The sequence below is a fragment of the Halopseudomonas sp. SMJS2 genome, from assembly GCF_029866945.1.
GTDB lineage: Bacteria > Pseudomonadota > Gammaproteobacteria > Pseudomonadales > Pseudomonadaceae > Halopseudomonas > Halopseudomonas bauzanensis.
In genome coordinates, this window is the sequence record NZ_CP123445.1 from 1,914,435 (window position 1) to 1,930,324 (window position 15,890).

Annotated in this window: 11 protein-coding genes and 2 pseudogenes; 2 read left to right on the forward strand and 11 right to left on the reverse strand. The window is 59.6% G+C overall.

Annotated features, from left to right (window positions below):
• On the forward strand, positions 1–735 hold the full coding sequence (locus QAO71_RS08930; RefSeq protein WP_036989659.1) for a glycerophosphodiester phosphodiesterase: 735 nt from the start codon (positions 1–3) through the stop codon (positions 733–735).
• A gap of 21 nt (positions 736–756) precedes the next feature.
• Here the strand turns inward: QAO71_RS08930 and sthA are convergent, their stop codons facing one another.
• The 11 genes and pseudogenes from sthA to QAO71_RS08985 form a co-directional block, all read right to left on the reverse strand.
• A complete protein-coding gene (gene sthA / locus QAO71_RS08935) occupies positions 757–2,154 on the reverse strand; it encodes a Si-specific NAD(P)(+) transhydrogenase (protein ID WP_036989658.1) in 1,398 nt (465 codons plus the stop codon).
• Positions 2,155–2,201: 47 nt separating this feature from the next.
• On the reverse strand, positions 2,202–2,435 hold the full coding sequence (gene nqrM / locus QAO71_RS08940; RefSeq protein WP_036989657.1) for a (Na+)-NQR maturation NqrM: 234 nt from the start codon (positions 2,433–2,435) through the stop codon (positions 2,202–2,204).
• Between the two features lie 3 nt (positions 2,436–2,438).
• Entirely contained in the window at positions 2,439–3,458 is a 1,020-nt protein-coding gene (locus QAO71_RS08945) for an FAD:protein FMN transferase (RefSeq protein ID WP_280164194.1), read from the reverse strand.
• Between the two features lies 1 nt (position 3,459).
• Positions 3,460–4,683: an NADH:ubiquinone reductase (Na(+)-transporting) subunit F gene (gene nqrF / locus QAO71_RS08950; protein ID WP_036989656.1), complete on the reverse strand. Its 1,224-nt coding sequence runs from the start codon at positions 4,681–4,683 to the stop codon at positions 3,460–3,462.
• 15 nt (positions 4,684–4,698) lie between these two features.
• Positions 4,699–5,307 (reverse strand): NADH:ubiquinone reductase (Na(+)-transporting) subunit E, encoded by a 609-nt coding sequence (gene nqrE / locus QAO71_RS08955; RefSeq protein WP_036989655.1) that lies wholly within the window; start codon positions 5,305–5,307, stop codon positions 4,699–4,701.
• Positions 5,307–5,981: an NADH:ubiquinone reductase (Na(+)-transporting) subunit D gene (locus QAO71_RS08960; RefSeq protein WP_211242647.1), complete on the reverse strand. Its 675-nt coding sequence runs from the start codon at positions 5,979–5,981 to the stop codon at positions 5,307–5,309. The genes nqrE and QAO71_RS08960 overlap by 1 nt, the downstream gene beginning before the upstream one ends.
• Positions 5,978–6,768, reverse strand: a pseudogene (locus QAO71_RS08965) (Na(+)-translocating NADH-quinone reductase subunit C). The gene QAO71_RS08960 and the pseudogene QAO71_RS08965 overlap by 4 nt, the downstream one beginning before the upstream one ends.
• Positions 6,761–7,972: an NADH:ubiquinone reductase (Na(+)-transporting) subunit B gene (locus QAO71_RS08970; RefSeq protein WP_036989652.1), complete on the reverse strand. Its 1,212-nt coding sequence runs from the start codon at positions 7,970–7,972 to the stop codon at positions 6,761–6,763. Before QAO71_RS08970 ends, QAO71_RS08965 begins: the two are co-directional and overlap by 8 nt.
• 3 nt (positions 7,973–7,975) lie before the next feature.
• Positions 7,976–9,313, reverse strand: a complete 1,338-nt coding sequence (locus QAO71_RS08975; RefSeq protein ID WP_280164195.1) for a Na(+)-translocating NADH-quinone reductase subunit A — start codon at positions 9,311–9,313, stop codon at positions 7,976–7,978.
• A 316-nt stretch (positions 9,314–9,629) separates the two neighbouring features.
• Positions 9,630–11,069 (reverse strand): glyceraldehyde-3-phosphate dehydrogenase, encoded by a 1,440-nt coding sequence (locus QAO71_RS08980; RefSeq protein WP_136869508.1) that lies wholly within the window; start codon positions 11,067–11,069, stop codon positions 9,630–9,632.
• 125 nt (positions 11,070–11,194) lie between these two features.
• Entirely contained in the window at positions 11,195–12,175 is a 981-nt protein-coding gene (locus QAO71_RS08985) for a TerC family protein (protein ID WP_280164196.1), read from the reverse strand.
• Between the two features lie 210 nt (positions 12,176–12,385).
• Between QAO71_RS08985 and mfd the strand changes: the two are divergent.
• A pseudogene (mfd, locus tag QAO71_RS08990) lies at positions 12,386–15,876 on the forward strand (transcription-repair coupling factor).
• Positions 15,877–15,890: the final 14 nt, after the last annotated feature.

The window sequence follows — 15,890 nt, forward strand, 5'->3', positions numbered from 1 at the left end:
ATGCAGATATACGGCCACCGGGGCGCCCGCGGCGAAGCCCCGGAAAATACCCTGCCGAGCTTTCACAAAGCCCTGGAAGCCGGCGTCAGACGGGTCGAACTCGACCTGCACCTGTCTTCCGATCATCAATTGATGGTCATTCATGACCCCACGCTCAAGCGCACTACCGGCATCAAGGGCAAGATTGCAGCCCATACCGCCGCCGAGCTGACCCGCCTGGATGCCCGGCTCGGGCTGGCCGGCTGGAACGAGCACTGCGCCATCCCCACCCTGGAGCAACTGTTTCACAGCTGCCCCGAATTCGAGCATTACCAACTGGAGGTCAAGAGTGGCTCGGCCGCGCAATCGCGGCGGGTAATGAACGCGGTCATGCCGTTGGTGGAGCAATTCGGCCTGCGCGAAAAGGTGGTGATCACCTCATCCAGTCGCACGCTGCTGCGCTACGTCCAGCAGAACGGCGGCGAACTGCCCACCGGGCTGGTCGAGGAATATGGCTTTCTGGATCCCGTGAAAAGCGCGCTGAGATATCAGTGCCGCTTTCTGGTGTTGAACTGGAAACTCTGCACCCCTGCCCGGATTGCCCAGGCCCAGCGCCAGGGACTGCATGTCTCGGTGTGGACCGTGAACGATCCGCAGTTGATGCTGAGATTGCGGGACATGGGTGTCGATAGCCTGATAACCGATGTACCGCATCTGGCCGTGAGGGTTCTGGGTGGTACCGGCGAAACTCATTGAGCCCGCCGGCCACCCAGACATTCAGAACAGCCGACCGAGGCCATCCAGTGCAGCAACCCGGTAGGCTTCGGCCATGGTCGGGTAGTTGAAGGTGGTATTGACGAAGTACTTGATGGTATTCGCCTCCCCTTCCTGGTTCATGATGGCCTGACCGATATGCACGATCTCGGAAGCCTGGTCACCGAAGCAGTGGATGCCCAGCACCTGTAGCGTGTCACGATGGAACAGGATCTTCAGCATACCCACCGGCTCACAGCTGATCTGCGCCCGCGCCATGCTCTTGAAGAAAGCCTGGCCTACCTCGTAGGGCACCTTTTCGCTGGTCAGCTCGCGCTCGGTCTTACCCAGGGAACTGATCTCGGGAATGGTGTAGATGCCGGTCGGCACGTCATCGACGAAGCGCCAGCTGTCATTCTCGACGATATTGCCCGCTGCCGAGCGGCCCTGGTCGAAGGCCGCGCTAGCCAGGCTCGGCCAGCCGATTACGTCCCCGGCTGCATAAACATTGGGTACGTCGGTGCGATAGTTCTCGTCCACCAGCACCTGGCCACGACTGTTGGGTTTGAGGCCGATATTCTCCAGCCCCAGGCCATCGGTGTTGCCCGAGCGGCCGTTGCACCAGAGCAGCGCATCTCCCCTGATTTTCTTGCCCGATTTCAGGTGCAGCACTACCCCACCGCCATCCAGGCCCTCGATCTTCTCATACTCCTCGTTGTGCCGGATGAGCGCCATGCTATTGCGCAGATGGTAGCTCAGCGCATCGGAGATCTCGTCATCCAGAAAACTCAGCAGTCGGTCGCGGTTGTGGATCAGATCCACCTTGACGCCCAGCCCGCAGAAGATGGAAGCGTATTCGCAGCCAATGACGCCGGCACCATAGATAATCAGCGTGCGCGGTGTGTGGTTGAGCTGCAAGATGGTGTCGCTGTCATAGATCCGCGGATGGTTGAAATTGACGTCCGCCGGACGATACGGGCGAGAACCCGTGGCGATGATGATCTCCTGGGCGACCAGTCGATCCACCGCCCCTTCGGCGTTCACCAGTTCGATGGTATGGGCATCGGCGAAACTGCCCTTGCCGAAAAACAGATCGATACGGTTGCGCGCATAGTAGCTGTTGCGCGAACGCACCTGGCGGGCGATGACTTTCTCTGCACTTTTGAGCACATCAGGGAAGGAGAAATCCCGTGGCTCGCCGACCACACGGAAGATCGGGTTGGTGTTGAACTGAATGATCTGCTTGACCGAGTAGCGCAGCGCCTTGGATGGGATGGTGCCCAGATGGACGCAGTTACCGCCCACCATATTGCGTTCCTCGACCACCGCTACCCGGCGCCCATTCTTCGCCGCGTTGACCGCAGCGCCCTCACCCGCTGGGCCTGCACCCAGTACCACTACATCATAGTTATAAACAGCCATTCAATTTCGGTCCTGTAACAATAGGAATATATCCGCGCAGCGTATCCTCAATCCTTGCGAGTGGCGTCGTAGCCAAGCGCCGCGCTCTTGGTCGAATCGGTGTCCTGACGCGACTCCTCACATCTGTTGGGGTTGCCACCACAGATGCCGCAGCTCTTGTCCAGGCCAGTCGCTCCGATGCCGCCACAGGAACCGGCGATTGGCTTGCGACCCATCATGACGCCAACGGCCATGCCGGCGACGCAAAGCAGCATCACCACAAAAGCCAGTAACCAAACCATGATTTACTCCTTGCTCTGTTGCAGAGCGATGAATTGGGGTGTGCTTCGGGAAACGAAGCCATCCCCTTCGCGAATGACAAACAACGCCGGCAGCTCATGCTCGATCGCATACTCCCAACCCAGCTTCGAGCCCTTGACCAACAGGACAGTAGACAAGCCATCGGCCCAGGCGGCTGAGGGATGTAGAACCGTCACTGCTGCCAGGTCGTGCATTACCGGCCGACCGGTGACCGGATCGAAGGTGTGCGAGTAGCGTTGGCCTTCGTGTTCGAAATAGTTTCGGTAATCACCTGAGGTAGAAACGCCCAGCCCGCGCAACGGCAAAATCAACTGCGCTATCCGGCTATCATCCCGCGGCTCTTCCACGGCAATGCGCCACGGCCGACCACCTGGCTTGTGACCATCGGCTTTCAACTCGCCGGTCAACTCCACCATATAATCTTGGATGCCCATGCTCGCCAGGTGTTCCACCACCTCGTCGACCATGTAACCGGCGGCAATACCGCTGATGTCCAGTTGCAAGGCGACATCCTTGCACAATTGCCCATCGCGGATGTGCAGGTACTGGTGACCGGTCTGCGCCATGGCGGCAGCCAGTTGCTGGTCATCCGGCACGTTCTGCCCACCATCACCGTGGAATCCCCACAGCGCCAGTAGCGGGTCCAGTGTCAGGTCGAAGCTGCCGTCACTGTCCCGATGCAGCTGCTGCGCCAGTTCCACAATCTCCAGTATCGATTGCGGCATAGCCTGGCAGGTACCAGCGGGTGCGGCATTGAAACGGGACATCTCCGAGTTGGGCCGCCAGGTGGAAGCTGCTTCTTCGAACGTTTCCAGCAACTGATCGACCGAGGCCTTGACCTCGGCCGCGGCTGGTGACTGCTCGGAACCAACCCACTTGATTGAATAGGTGCTGCCCATGGTTGAGCCGTAGATCTCGGAAACCGGCTCGGCAGAATTGAAACAGCCCGTCAGGGCTGCTGCCAAAGCAGCAACACTGACGGGCCAAACAAGGCGACTTAACATGCTAACCGCCAAAGTCATCGAGCAGGATATTCTCAGGTTCCACACCGAGATCTTCCAGCATCTTGATGACCGACGCGTTCATCATGGGCGGCCCGCACATGTAGAACTCACAGTCCTCCGGTGCCGGGTGATCCTTGAGGTAATTGTCGTACAGGACGTTGTGGATGAACCCGGTAGGGCCTTCCCAGTTATCCTCGGGCAGTGCATCGGACAATGCCAGGTGCCACTCGAAGTTCTCGTGCTCGGCAGCCAGCTTGTCATATTCGTCAACATAGAAGGCTTCGCGCAATGAGCGAGCGCCGTACCAGAAGGATATCTTGCGCTTGGTCTTGATGCGCAGCAGCTGGTCCATGATGTGCGAACGCATCGGTGCCATACCGGCCCCGCCGCCAACGAAGACCATTTCGGCATCGGTATCCTTGGCGAAGAACTCACCGAAGGGACCGTAGACCGTGATCTTGTCACCCGGCTTCAGGGCGAACACATAGGAAGACATCTGACCCGGCGGTACATCGTCACGGCCGGGCGGCGGCGACGCCACGCGGATGTTGAACTTGACGATGCCCTTCTCTTCCGGATAGTTGGCCATGGAATAGGCGCGGATGACGGTCTCGTCCACCTTGGATACATAGCGCCACTGGTCGAACTTGTCCCAGTCGCCCCGGAATTCCGGCTGGATGTCGAAATCCTTGTAGTTCACCGTATGCGGCGGGCATTCCAGCTGTACATAGCCACCGGCGCGGAAGTTGACGTTCTCGCCTTCGGGCAGACGCAGGGTCAGCTCCTTGATGAAGGTGGCCACGTTCGGATTGGACTCAACCACACATTCCCACTTCTTGACCCCGAAAATCTCTTCCGGAATCTCGATTTTCATATCCTGCTTTACCGGTGTCTGGCAGGACAGACGCCAGCCTTCCTTGGCCTCGCGCCGAGTGAAGTGGGATTCCTCGGTCGGCAGCATTTCGCCGCCCCCCGTTTCCACCACGCACTTGCACTGGGCACAGGTACCACCACCGCCACAGGCCGACGACAGGAAGATGCCATTGGACGCCAGCGTCCCCAGCAGCTTGTCACCCGCCGGCACCGTGATGGTGCGCTCGCCGTTGATCTCAATGCTCACATCGCCACTGCTCACCAGCTTGGAACGGGCGATGAGAATCACCACCACCAGCGCCAGCACGATGGCTGTGAACATGCCGATGGCGAGAAAAATTTCATAGTTCATCTGCTCACTCCATTCTTACAGCTGTACGCCAGAGAAAGACATGAAGCCCAGCGACATCAGTCCGATTGTGATGAAAGTGATGCCCAGACCCTGGAGTCCTTCGGGAACATCGCTGTACTTGAGCTTCTCGCGAATGGCTGCCAGCAAGGCAATAGCCAGTGCCCAGGACGTACCCGAGCCGAAGCCGTAAACCACACTTTCGGAGAGATTGTAATCACGCTCGACCATGAACAGCGTGCCGCCCATGATGGCGCAGTTCACGGTGATCAGCGGCAGGAACACACCCAGCGCGTTGTAGAGCGCAGGTACGAACTTGTCCAGCAGCATCTCCAGAATCTGCACGATCGCCGCGATCACGCCGATATAGCTGAGCAGACCGAGGAAGCTCAGATCGACATCCGGCAGACCGGCCCAGGCCAGCGCCCCATCCTTGAGCAGATAGGTATAGATCAGGTTGTTCGCCGGTACGGTGATGCCTTGCACCACGATGACCGCAATACCCAGACCGATAGCCGTTTCTACCTTCTTGGAAATGGCAATGAAGGTACACATGCCGAGAAAGAACGCCAGCGCCATGTTCTCCACGAACACGGCTTTGACGAACAGGCTGATGTAATGCTCCATTAGTATGCCTCCTGCTTGGAAACCTGCGGGGCCATGCGGAAGTCAGGTGCTTCTACCTGCTCCTTCTTCCATACCCGTATGGCCCAGATGAACAGACCAATCAGGAAGAACGCGGACGGGGGCAGCAGCAGCATGCCGTTGGGCAGATACCAGCCGCCATCATTGATGGACTGGAAAACGGTATAGCCCATCAGTTTGCCTGCACCAAACAGCTCACGCACGATACCCAGGCCGATCAGCATGATGCTGTAGCCAAGACCATTGCCGATGCCGTCGAAGAATGACAACACCGGGGGATTCTGCATGGCAAAGGCTTCTGCGCGGCCCATCACGATACAGTTGGTGATGATCAGACCCACGAATACCGACAGCTGTTTGGACAGCGAATAGGCATAGGCCTTGAGCACCTGATCCACCAGGATTACCAGCGACGCGATGATCACCATCTGCACGATCATGCGAATCGAGCTGGGGATCTGGCTGCGGATCAGCGAGATGAACAGGTTGGAGAACCCGCACACCAGGGTCAGAGCAATACTCATCACCAGCGCGGTATTGAGGTTCGAGGTGACCGCCAGGGCCGAACAGATTCCGAGAATCTGCAGACCGATGGGGTTGTTGTTGAAGATCGGGTCCAGCAGGACCTGTTTGATTGTCGGCTGTGACATGATCAAGCCTCCCCTGCGCGCAGGTTATCAATAAAGGAACCGAAGCCGTTCTCGCCCAGCCAGTAGTTCAACAGATTGTTGACCCCGTTGGCTGTCAGCGTGGCTCCGGCCAGACCATCAATCTGGTGGTCGGCATTCGGGCTGGCAGAATCGACGCTGCCCTTGATGACGCGGATGGCCAGCTGGCCGTCGTCATTGAAAATTTCCTTGCCAGGCCACAATCCGCGCCAGTTGGGGTTATCCACCTCACCCCCCAGACCGGGCGTTTCAGCATGCTGGTAGAAACCGAAACCCTGAACCGTGTTCAGATCGCCCTGCAGGCCAGGAAACCATGCAGCGTTGACCACAGACCATAGCCACGAACCGGCAGGATCAGGGTTTCCATCTGCTGATCAGCACTCTCGACCACATACACCACGCTGTAGTTCTCGCGGCGGTTGATCGAGGCGATATCTTCGCCTCCGGTCAGGTTCTTCGACAGCGCCGGGTCCTTGGCAGCAGCCAGCGGATCGAAGGTCTGCGCATCGAATTCATCACTGAACTGTCCGCTTTCCAGATCGACCAGACGAGCGATGATACGCTCGCTGAACAGGGCTTTGACTTCAGAACCGGACATGGAGGGATTGCCCAGACCGGCAATCGCCAGGATATTGCGCTGCTTGTCCAACTGGGCATTTTCGACCTGGGTCGGACGCAGCGCCACAGCGGCGCCCGCCACGAACACGGAGCAGACCAGACACACCAGCAGGGCTACCACCAGCGTGCGGACAGTGGATTCTCTTTGACTAGACATTGCGCGCCAGCCTCCGCTTGATATTGGCTTGAACGATGAAATGATCGATCAGCGGTGCACACAGGTTGGCGAACAGGATCGCCAGCATCATGCCTTCCGGGAAGGCCGGGTTGACCACACGGATCAGCACCACCATGACGCCGATCAGCGCACCGAAGATCCATTTACCAAGGTTGGTCATCGACGCCGACACCGGGTCGGTGGCCATGAAGATCAGGCCAAAGGCGAAGCCACCGGTGACCATGTGCCAGTACCAGGGCATGGAGAACATCGGATTGGTCTCGGAGCCGATGGCGTTGAACAGCATGCTCAACGCGATCATGCCGATCATCACCCCGGCGACGATGCGCCAGGAGGCAATCTTGGTCATCAGCAATACGGCGCCGCCGATGAAGATAGCCAGTGTGCTGGTCTCGCCAATGGAACCGTGCATGGTGCCAATGAAGGCATCCATCCAGGTCAGGCCACTGCTCACCACCGCGTCGATACCGCCCGCACCCGCCACGCTCAGCGCGGTAGCACCGGTGAAACCATCGACGGCGGTCCATACTGCATCCCCGGAAATCTGTGCGGGATACGCGAAGAACAGGAAGGCCCGGCCGGTCAATGCCGGGTTGAGAAAGTTCTTCCCGGTACCGCCGAAGATTTCCTTGCCGATGACCACACCGAAGCTGATGCCTAGGGCGACCTGCCACAGCGGAATGCTCGGCGGCACGATCAGCGCGAACAGCACCGAGGTGACGAAGAAGCCTTCGTTGACTTCATGCTTGCGCACGGAGGCAAAGAGCACTTCCCAGAAGCCACCAACAATAAAGGTCACCGCATAGATCGGCACGAACCAGGTAGCACCGTGGATGATGTTGTCCCAGATGCTGCCCGGGTCGAAACCGGCCAGCATGCCGATCAACGCCATGCGCCAGCCTTCCTGGGCCGCCATCAGATCGGGATCGACCGCGAAGATGCTGTTGGCCTGGTAACCGACGTTCCACATGCCGAAGAACATGGCCGGGAAGGTGCACAACCAGACGGTGATCATCATGCGCTTGAGGTCGATGCCGTCACGCACGTGGGCCGTGGTCCTGGTTACACTGGAAGGTTTGTACAGGAAGGTATCCATCGCCTCGTAAAGGGCGTACCACTTCTCGTGCTTGCCGCCCTTCTCGAAATGATGCTCGATCTTGTCAAGATAACTACGCAATCCCATTGATCAACCCTCCTTCTCGATGCGCGTGAGATTGTCACGCAGGATCGGGCCATATTCATACTTGCCGGCACAGACATAGCTGCACAGGGCCAGATCCTCTTCATCCAGTTCCAGACAGCCGAGTTTCTGAGCCATCTCGGTGTCACCGACGATCAGCGACCGCAGCAACTGCGTGGGCAGGATGTCCAGCGGCATGACTTCTTCATAATTGCCGACCGGAATCATCGCCCGAGGGCTGCCATTGGTGCTGGTGGTGAAGTTGAACAGCTTGGAAGGTGCCAGCTTCGAGATGAAAATATTCAGGATCGAATGCTTGTTCGCACCGGCACGCAGATAATGCAGTATCTCGCGCTGAGTTCCTTCCAGCAGCACCGATACCTGGAGGTGATAGCGCCCCAGATAGAGTACCGGACCACGGGCCAGACGGCCGCCCAGCACCGAGCCGGAAATGATCCGGTTGTTGCCCGGCTTCATTTCACCAGCCACCAGCTCTTCCAGGTTGGCACCGAGTACGGTGCGCAGCAGTCGTGGCCGCTCAATCTGCGGACCACCCAGCGCGACAACGCGCTCGGCTGACAGCCGGCCAGTGGTGAACAGCCGACCTACGGCTACCACGTCCTGGTAGTTGATATGCCACGCCTGCCGGCTTTCGCTGACCGGATCCAGCATGTGGATATGGGTACCCGGCAGACCAGCCGGATGCGGACCGGCAAAACTCTCGGAGCGCACACCAGCGACATTCTCGCCAGGGATGCTCGCGCCTTCGGCCTTGCACAGCCAGACGCCAGCCAGACGGGCCAGCACTTTCAAGCCGTTTTCAAAATCCGCACCACAGGATTGCAATACCACAGCCGGATCAGCGGACAGCGGGTGGGTATCGATGGCGGTTACGAAGATGGAGCTGGGAGTTGCGTCTACCGCCGGCACCTTGCTGTACGGGCGGGTCCGCAGCGCAGTCCACAGACCGGAGCGGATGAGCTGGTCACGTACTGCCTGGGGATCGAGCCCTTCCAGGCTCTCGGCAGCGTGGCTACCGAAATCAACGGCATCGTCACCCTCGACATCGATCACCACCGACTGCAGAACGCGCTTTTCGCCGCGATTGATGGCGCTGATCACGCCACTCGCTGGGGCGGTGTAAAGCACACCGGGGGTTTTCTTGTCACTGAACAGGATCTGTCCCGCCTGCACCCGATCGCCGACCTGCACCTCCATGGTAGGTTTCATACCGTGGTAATCGAAACCTACAAGCGCAACGCTTCTGACTGGACGGGCGTCTTCAATACGTTGCTCGGGCGAGCCGGTGATTGGCAGATCCAAGCCCCGTTTGATATTTATCATACGAATAGCCTAATCACGAAGTGGAATTGTTAGAAGGCAATGGCAACGCGCAGAGCTGGCGATCGGCTCCGCAAAAATTGAGCAGAAACAGTCAGACAACGCGACCACGACCTCGATCAAAAAATCCTGCCAAGTATAAAGATCATGGCCCGCCAAAGCTACTCAAGGCGCGGATTTTTAAAGCCTTCCTGAGTCAAGGTGTCGCACCCGAGCACCCCCGCTTGATCCAGGTCAAGAAGCGCGACCCATCAAGCCCAAACCGCTACCGAGCGCCCACAAAAAAAGGCGCCGAAGCGCCTTTTTTCGTTACTGCATGTTATGCCGGGAAGGCCGGCGGATTGACACTGGCCATATCTTCCAGAATCCGCACCACCTGGCAGCTGTAACCGAACTCGTTGTCATACCAGACATACAGAATGACGCGGTTGTCGTTACAGATGGTCGCCTCGGCATCCACCACACCCGCATGCCGCGAGCCAACGAAGTCAGTGGAGACCACTTCCTGGCTGTTGGTGAAGTCGATCTGCTTATGCAGATCCGAGTGCAGGGCCATGTGACGCAGGTAGTCATTGACCTCATCACGGTCAGTCGACTTCTCGAGGTTCAGGTTGAGGATCGCCATGGATACGTTAGGCGTCGGCACCCGGATCGCGTTACCACTGAGCTTGCCGCCCAGCTCCGGCAGCGCCTTGGCAACCGCCTTGGCAGCGCCGGTCTCGGTGATGACCATATTCAGCGCTGCACTGCGCCCCCGACGATCGCCCTTGTGGAAGTTGTCGATCAGGTTCTGGTCATTAGTGTACGAATGAACCGTTTCGACGTGACCATTGACGATACCGTACTTGTCATTGATCGCCTTGAGCACCGGAACGATAGCGTTGGTGGTACAGGAGGCCGCGGAAACGATCTTGTCTTCCGGCGTGATGCTCGCATGGTTGATGCCATGCACGATGTTCTTCAGATCACCCTTGCCCGGCGCAGTCAGTACCACCTGGGAAGCACCCGGGCACTTGAGGTGCTGGGACAGGCCCGCCTCGTCACGCCAGACACCGGTGTTGTCCACGATGATCGCGTCATTGATGCCGTAGGCGGTGTAGTCGATGCTGGCCGGATCGCCGGCATAGATCACCTGGATCTGGTTGCCGTTGGCGGTCAGGGTGTTGTTCTCTTCATCGATGGTGATGGTGCCCTGGAAGGAGCCATGAACCGAGTCGCGACGCAGCAGACTGGCGCGCTTGGACAGATCATTGGTCGCGCCCTTGCGCACCACGATCGCCCGCAGACGCAGCCCGTCCCCGGCGCCGGCCTTCTCAACCATGATGCGCGCCAGCAGGCGGCCGATACGGCCAAAGCCGTAAAGCACCACATCGCGGCCCTGGCGCTTCTCACCCTTGCGACCGATAACGCTGGCCAGCTCCTTGCGCAGGAACCCGTCCAGATCACCGTTACCTTCCTGGGCGTACTTGCCCGCCAGGCGAGCCAGATCAATCGAGGCCGGACCCAGGTCCAGATCCAGCAACGCCTTGATCAGCGGAAAGGTGTCATGTACCGACAGTTCATTGTCATCAATCTGCCGAGCGAAACGGTGGGACTTGAGCAGGCTGATAACGGAGCGGTTAACCAGGCCGCGGCCATAGATGGAGGTGACCACGTTGTGTTCACGGTACAAACGTCCAATCAACGGGATCATCGCTTCAGCGGTAGCTTCGCGGTCGGTCCAGTTCTCCAGACATTGCTCGTATTGGGCTTGAGTCACGGCTTTTCCTTCCAGGGTCAGGGAGCTAAAGGGCCAATATTATGCGGCTAGCTGACCGAGGAGGCAATCACCGAACGTAAAACGGCCGCCCCAGCGCCCGCCGGAGCAGCCGTTTCAGTCATCCGTCAGGCCACCTGTCTGCGGGTTCGGTACAGCGATAGCAGCACACCACCAGCCAGCAGCGCGAAGGTAACGCCGAGCGATACACCAGCGTGAATCTTGATGTCCAGGCCATGCAGCAGGATCTTGCAACCAATGAAGATCAATACCAGCGCCAGCGCATATTTGAGGTAGACGAAGCGATGCATCAGCGCAGCCAGGGCGAAGTACAGCGAACGCAGACCCAGGATGGCGAAGATGTTCGAGGTGTAGACAATGAAGGGATCCTGGGTGATGGCGAAGATTGCCGGCACGCTATCCACGGCGAATACCAGGTCTGCCAGCTCGATCAGCACCAGGGCCAGGAACAGCGGCGTGGCGAACAGCACCACCTTGCCAGCCTTGTCCGGTAGGCGGACGAAGAATTTCGAACCATGCAAGTCGTCGGTCACCCGAAAATGCCGGCGGATAAAAACCACCATCCGATTCTGCGACAGGTCCGTATGCTCCACCTCATCCTTGCTGAGGAACATCTTGATACCGGAAAACAGCAGGAACACACCAAATATATACAGGATCCATTCGAATTCCTGTACCAGCGCCGCGCCCAGGCCGATCATGATCGCCCGTAGCACGATCACCCCGAGAATGCCCCAGAACAGCACCCGATGCTGATAGATGCGCGGAATGCCGAAGAAACCGAGGATCATCGCCATGACGAACACATTGTCCATGGACAGCGACTGCTCAATCAGAAAACCAGTGTAGAACTCCAGCGCGCTGGCCGAGCCCATCTGGAACCAGACCCACAGACCGAACAGCATACCGACGGCAAAGTAGCCGCCGTACAACAGGAAACTTTCACGCACTTCGATTTCATGTTCTTCGCGGTGCAGCACACCAAGGTCGAAAGCGAGAATGGCCAGCACGATGGTCAGAAAGAGCAACCATTGCCAGACAGCAGTACCGAGAAAGGGGTTGGTCAAAAACGAAATCAGAGGCTCCATGGCGGCCCTCCTGTCAAAGTTTTCAATAAACTTATGACTCCGACATCACGGTGGGACCAACCACCGCCAGAGGGGCCCGGCGTCACGCAGGTTGCATGATATAACCGGCCTCAGACTTCGACAAGTGGAGATAAAAACAGCGCAATCACAACACGGAATCGCCCGGGGGGTTAAACTGTGCGTTTTGCGCAACAAGATAAGCCCACCAGCATGCCTGACACATCACTTCTGTTCGCCGCACCGTTGCAGAGCCACCTCGGTAACAAAACAGCCTGGGGCAACCTGCCCGCCGCGTCGCGCGCCCTGGCCATTGCCGAAGCAGCATCCCAGCATACCGGCCTGAGCCTGGTCATCACCCGGGATACCGCCATGGCGGACCGCCTGGAACAGGAACTTCGGTTCTTCGCTCCCGAGCTGCCGGTGGCTACCTTCCCCGATTGGGAAACCCTGCCCTACGATCGCTTCTCGCCACACCAGGACATTATCTCCCAGCGGCTGGAGACGCTGTACCGCCTGCCGCAGGTAGGGCACGGTATCCTGGTCGTACCTATGATCACCCTGCTGCACCGGATTGCGCCCCGCTCCTTCCTGGGCGGCTCGGTGCTGATGCTGAAGGTCGGCCAGCGGCTGGACATCGACCGCATGCGCCAGGACCTGGATGCGGCGGGCTATCGTTGCGTCGATACCGTCTATGAGCATGGCGACTATGCCGTGCGCGGTGCGCTGCTGGACCTGTTTCCCATGGGCAGCCGCCTGCCCTACCGCATCGACCTGTTCGATGAGGAAATCGAAACCCTGCGCACCTTCGATCCGGAGACCCAGCGTTCGATCGACAAGGTCGAGCGCATCCACTTGCTACCCGCGCGGGAATTCCCCCTCGACAAGAGTGCGCTGACCGGCTTTCGCGCGCGCTTTCGTGAACGTTTCGAGGGCGATCATCGACGCTGCCCCATTTATCAGGACCTGAGCGACGGCATGGTGCCGCCGGGCATCGAATATTACCTGCCACTGTTCTTCGAAGAGCTGGGCACCCTGTTCGACTACCTGCCGGACGACACGCTGCTGTTCAGCCTGCCCGGCATCGAGGACAGTGCCACCCAGTTCTGGTCAGATGTACGCAATCGACACGAGGAACAGGGCATTGATCCGACCAGACCGCTGCTGACGCCGGCAGAACTGTTTCTGCCCGTTGAAGAGTGCTTCGCCCTGCTCAAGCGTTACCCGCGCGTCATCTGCCACGACGAGCCGCTACCGGCAGCGCCCGGGGTCACCAATTTCAATTGCAGCCCGCCGCCCGAGCTGCCGCTGGATAGCAAGCAGGAACAACCGCTGCGCGAACTGCAGCGCTTTCTCGACGAGTTCAACGGTCGCTCGCTGTTCATCGCCGAAACCGCCGGCCGCCGCGAGGCGCTTCTGGAACTGCTGGCACGCATCAGCCTGAAGCCCGAGCCGGTGGACAGCTGGGCTGATTTCATCAACAGCCAGCTGTCCTGCGCCATCATGATCGCGCCGGTGGATCAAGGGCTGCTGAGCCAAGACCCGCCCGTCGCCCTGATCGCCGAAAGCCAACTGTTCGGTCAGCGGGTGATGCAGCGTCGGCGGCGCGGCAAGGCTACCGACCTGGGCGACACCCTGATCCGTAACCTGACCGAACTGCGCGAAGGCGCGCCAGTGGTGCACATCGACCATGGCGTGGGTCGCTATCGCGGCCTGGTCAATCTGAGCGTCGAAGGCCAGGAGGCCGAGTTCCTCAAGCTCGAGTACGCCGACGAGGCCACACTTTATGTGCCGGTGGCGAACCTGCACATGATCGCCCGCTATACCGGCGCCGATGATGATAACGCGCCGCTGCACCGGCTGGGCTCGGAGCAGTGGCAGAAGGCCCGACGCAAGGCCGCCGAAAAGGTCCGCGACGTGGCCGCCGAACTGCTGGATGTCTACGCCCGCCGCGCCGCGCGCAAGGGCTACGCCTTCAGCCAGCCGGAACAGGACTATCAAACCTTCGCCGACGCCTTCCCCTTCGAGGAAACGGCCGACCAGCAAGCCGCGATCGATGCGGTAACGAAAGACATGACCGGCCCGCAACCAATGGATCGCCTGGTATGTGGCGATGTCGGCTTCGGCAAGACCGAGGTCGCCATGCGCGCCGCTTTCCTCGCCGTGCATGGCGGCAAGCAGGTTGCAGTACTGGTGCCCACTACCCTGCTTGCCCAGCAGCATTACAACAGCTTCAAGGACCGCTTCGCGGACTGGCCGGTGAAAGTCGAGGTGATTTCCCGCTTCCGCTCCGCCAAGGAAGTCAAGGCAGCCACCCAGGAGCTGGCCGATGGCAAGATCGACATCATGATCGGCACCCACAAGTTGCTGCAGGGCGATGTCCAGTTCAAGGATCTGGGCCTGGTGATCATCGACGAGGAACACCGCTTCGGGGTACGCCAGAAGGAACGCCTCAAGGCCCTGCGCAGCGAGGTGGATATCCTCAACCTGACTGCCACGCCGATTCCACGGACCCTGAACATGGCCATGACCGGCATGCGCGACCTGTCGATCATCGCCACGCCACCGGCGCGGCGCCTGTCGGTCAAGACCTTCGTCATGCAGCAGCAACCGGCGGTGATCAAGGAAGCCATCCTGCGCGAACTCTTGCGCGGCGGCCAGGTGTACTTCCTGCACAACGAAGTGGAAACCATCGAGAAATGCGCGGCCGACCTGGCAGAGCTGGTGCCCGAAGCGCGAATCGGCATCAGCCACGGCCAGATGCCGGAACGTGCTCTGGAGCAGGTGATGCGCGACTTCTATCATCGCCGCTTCAACATCCTGGTGACCTCGACCATCATCGAGACCGGCATCGATGTGCCCAGCGCCAACACCATCATCATCGAGCGCGCCGACAAGTTCGGCCTCGCGCAGCTGCACCAGCTGCGCGGCCGGGTCGGCCGTAGCCACCACCAGGCCTACGCCTATCTGCTGACCCCGGCCGGCGCAAACTCACCGGTGACGCGGAAAAGCGCCTGGAAGCCATTGCCGCGGCACAGGACCTGGGCGCAGGCTTTACCCTGGCCACCCATGATCTCGAGATCCGCGGCGCCGGTGAGCTACTTGGCGAAGGCCAGAGCGGGCAGATCCAGGCGGTCGGTTTCACTCTGTACATGGACATGCTGGAACGGGCCATCAAGGCCATCCAGCAGGGCAAGGAGCCGGAGCTGGAAAACCCGCTGAGCGGCGGCCCGGATATCAACCTGCGCCTGCCGGCGCTGATTCCCGACGACTACCTGCCGGACGTGCATGCACGCCTGACCCTGTACAAGCGCATCGCCAATGCCGCCAATGATGACGACCTGAAGGACTTGCAGGTGGAAATGATCGACCGCTTCGGCTTGCTGCCCGAACAGGTGAAAACCCTGTTCCGGGTCACCGCGCTGAAACTGCGCTGTGCGCCGCTGGGTATCGCCAAGATCGATGTTGGCGCGGAGCATGGCCGCGTCGAGTTCGCTGCCGATACCAGTGTCGATCCGCTGACGCTGATCCGCCTGATTCAGGACAACCCGCAGCGTTACCGGCTGGATGGCGGCAGCGTATTCCGCTTCAGCGCGCCCATGGGCACCGCGGCGCTGCGCCTGAATACCGTCGAAGCCCTGGTGGAACGGCTGCAGCAAGTGCCCAGCACGCCCCCCAGCCCCGGCAAAGGCAAGCGTCGATGAAGAGGGCTGTGCCC

What these genes read in the sequence shown, in the direction of transcription:
- QAO71_RS08930 (WP_036989659.1), top strand. Translation starts at nt 1, where the DNA reads ATGCAGATATACGGCCACCGGGGCGCCCGCGGCGAAGCCCCGGAAAAT.
- nqrM (WP_036989657.1), bottom strand. Translation starts at nt 2,435, where the DNA reads ATGGTTTGGTTACTGGCTTTTGTGGTGATGCTGCTTTGCGTCGCCGGC.
- QAO71_RS08985 (WP_280164196.1), bottom strand. Translation starts at nt 12,175, where the DNA reads ATGGAGCCTCTGATTTCGTTTTTGACCAACCCCTTTCTCGGTACTGCT.
- QAO71_RS08975 (WP_280164195.1), bottom strand. Translation starts at nt 9,313, where the DNA reads ATGATAAATATCAAACGGGGCTTGGATCTGCCAATCACCGGCTCGCCC.
- QAO71_RS08945 (WP_280164194.1), bottom strand. Translation starts at nt 3,458, where the DNA reads ATGTTAAGTCGCCTTGTTTGGCCCGTCAGTGTTGCTGCTTTGGCAGCA.
- sthA (WP_036989658.1), bottom strand. Translation starts at nt 2,154, where the DNA reads ATGGCTGTTTATAACTATGATGTAGTGGTACTGGGTGCAGGCCCAGCG.
- nqrE (WP_036989655.1), bottom strand. Translation starts at nt 5,307, where the DNA reads ATGGAGCATTACATCAGCCTGTTCGTCAAAGCCGTGTTCGTGGAGAAC.
- QAO71_RS08970 (WP_036989652.1), bottom strand. Translation starts at nt 7,972, where the DNA reads ATGGGATTGCGTAGTTATCTTGACAAGATCGAGCATCATTTCGAGAAG.
- nqrF (WP_036989656.1), bottom strand. Translation starts at nt 4,683, where the DNA reads ATGAACTATGAAATTTTTCTCGCCATCGGCATGTTCACAGCCATCGTG.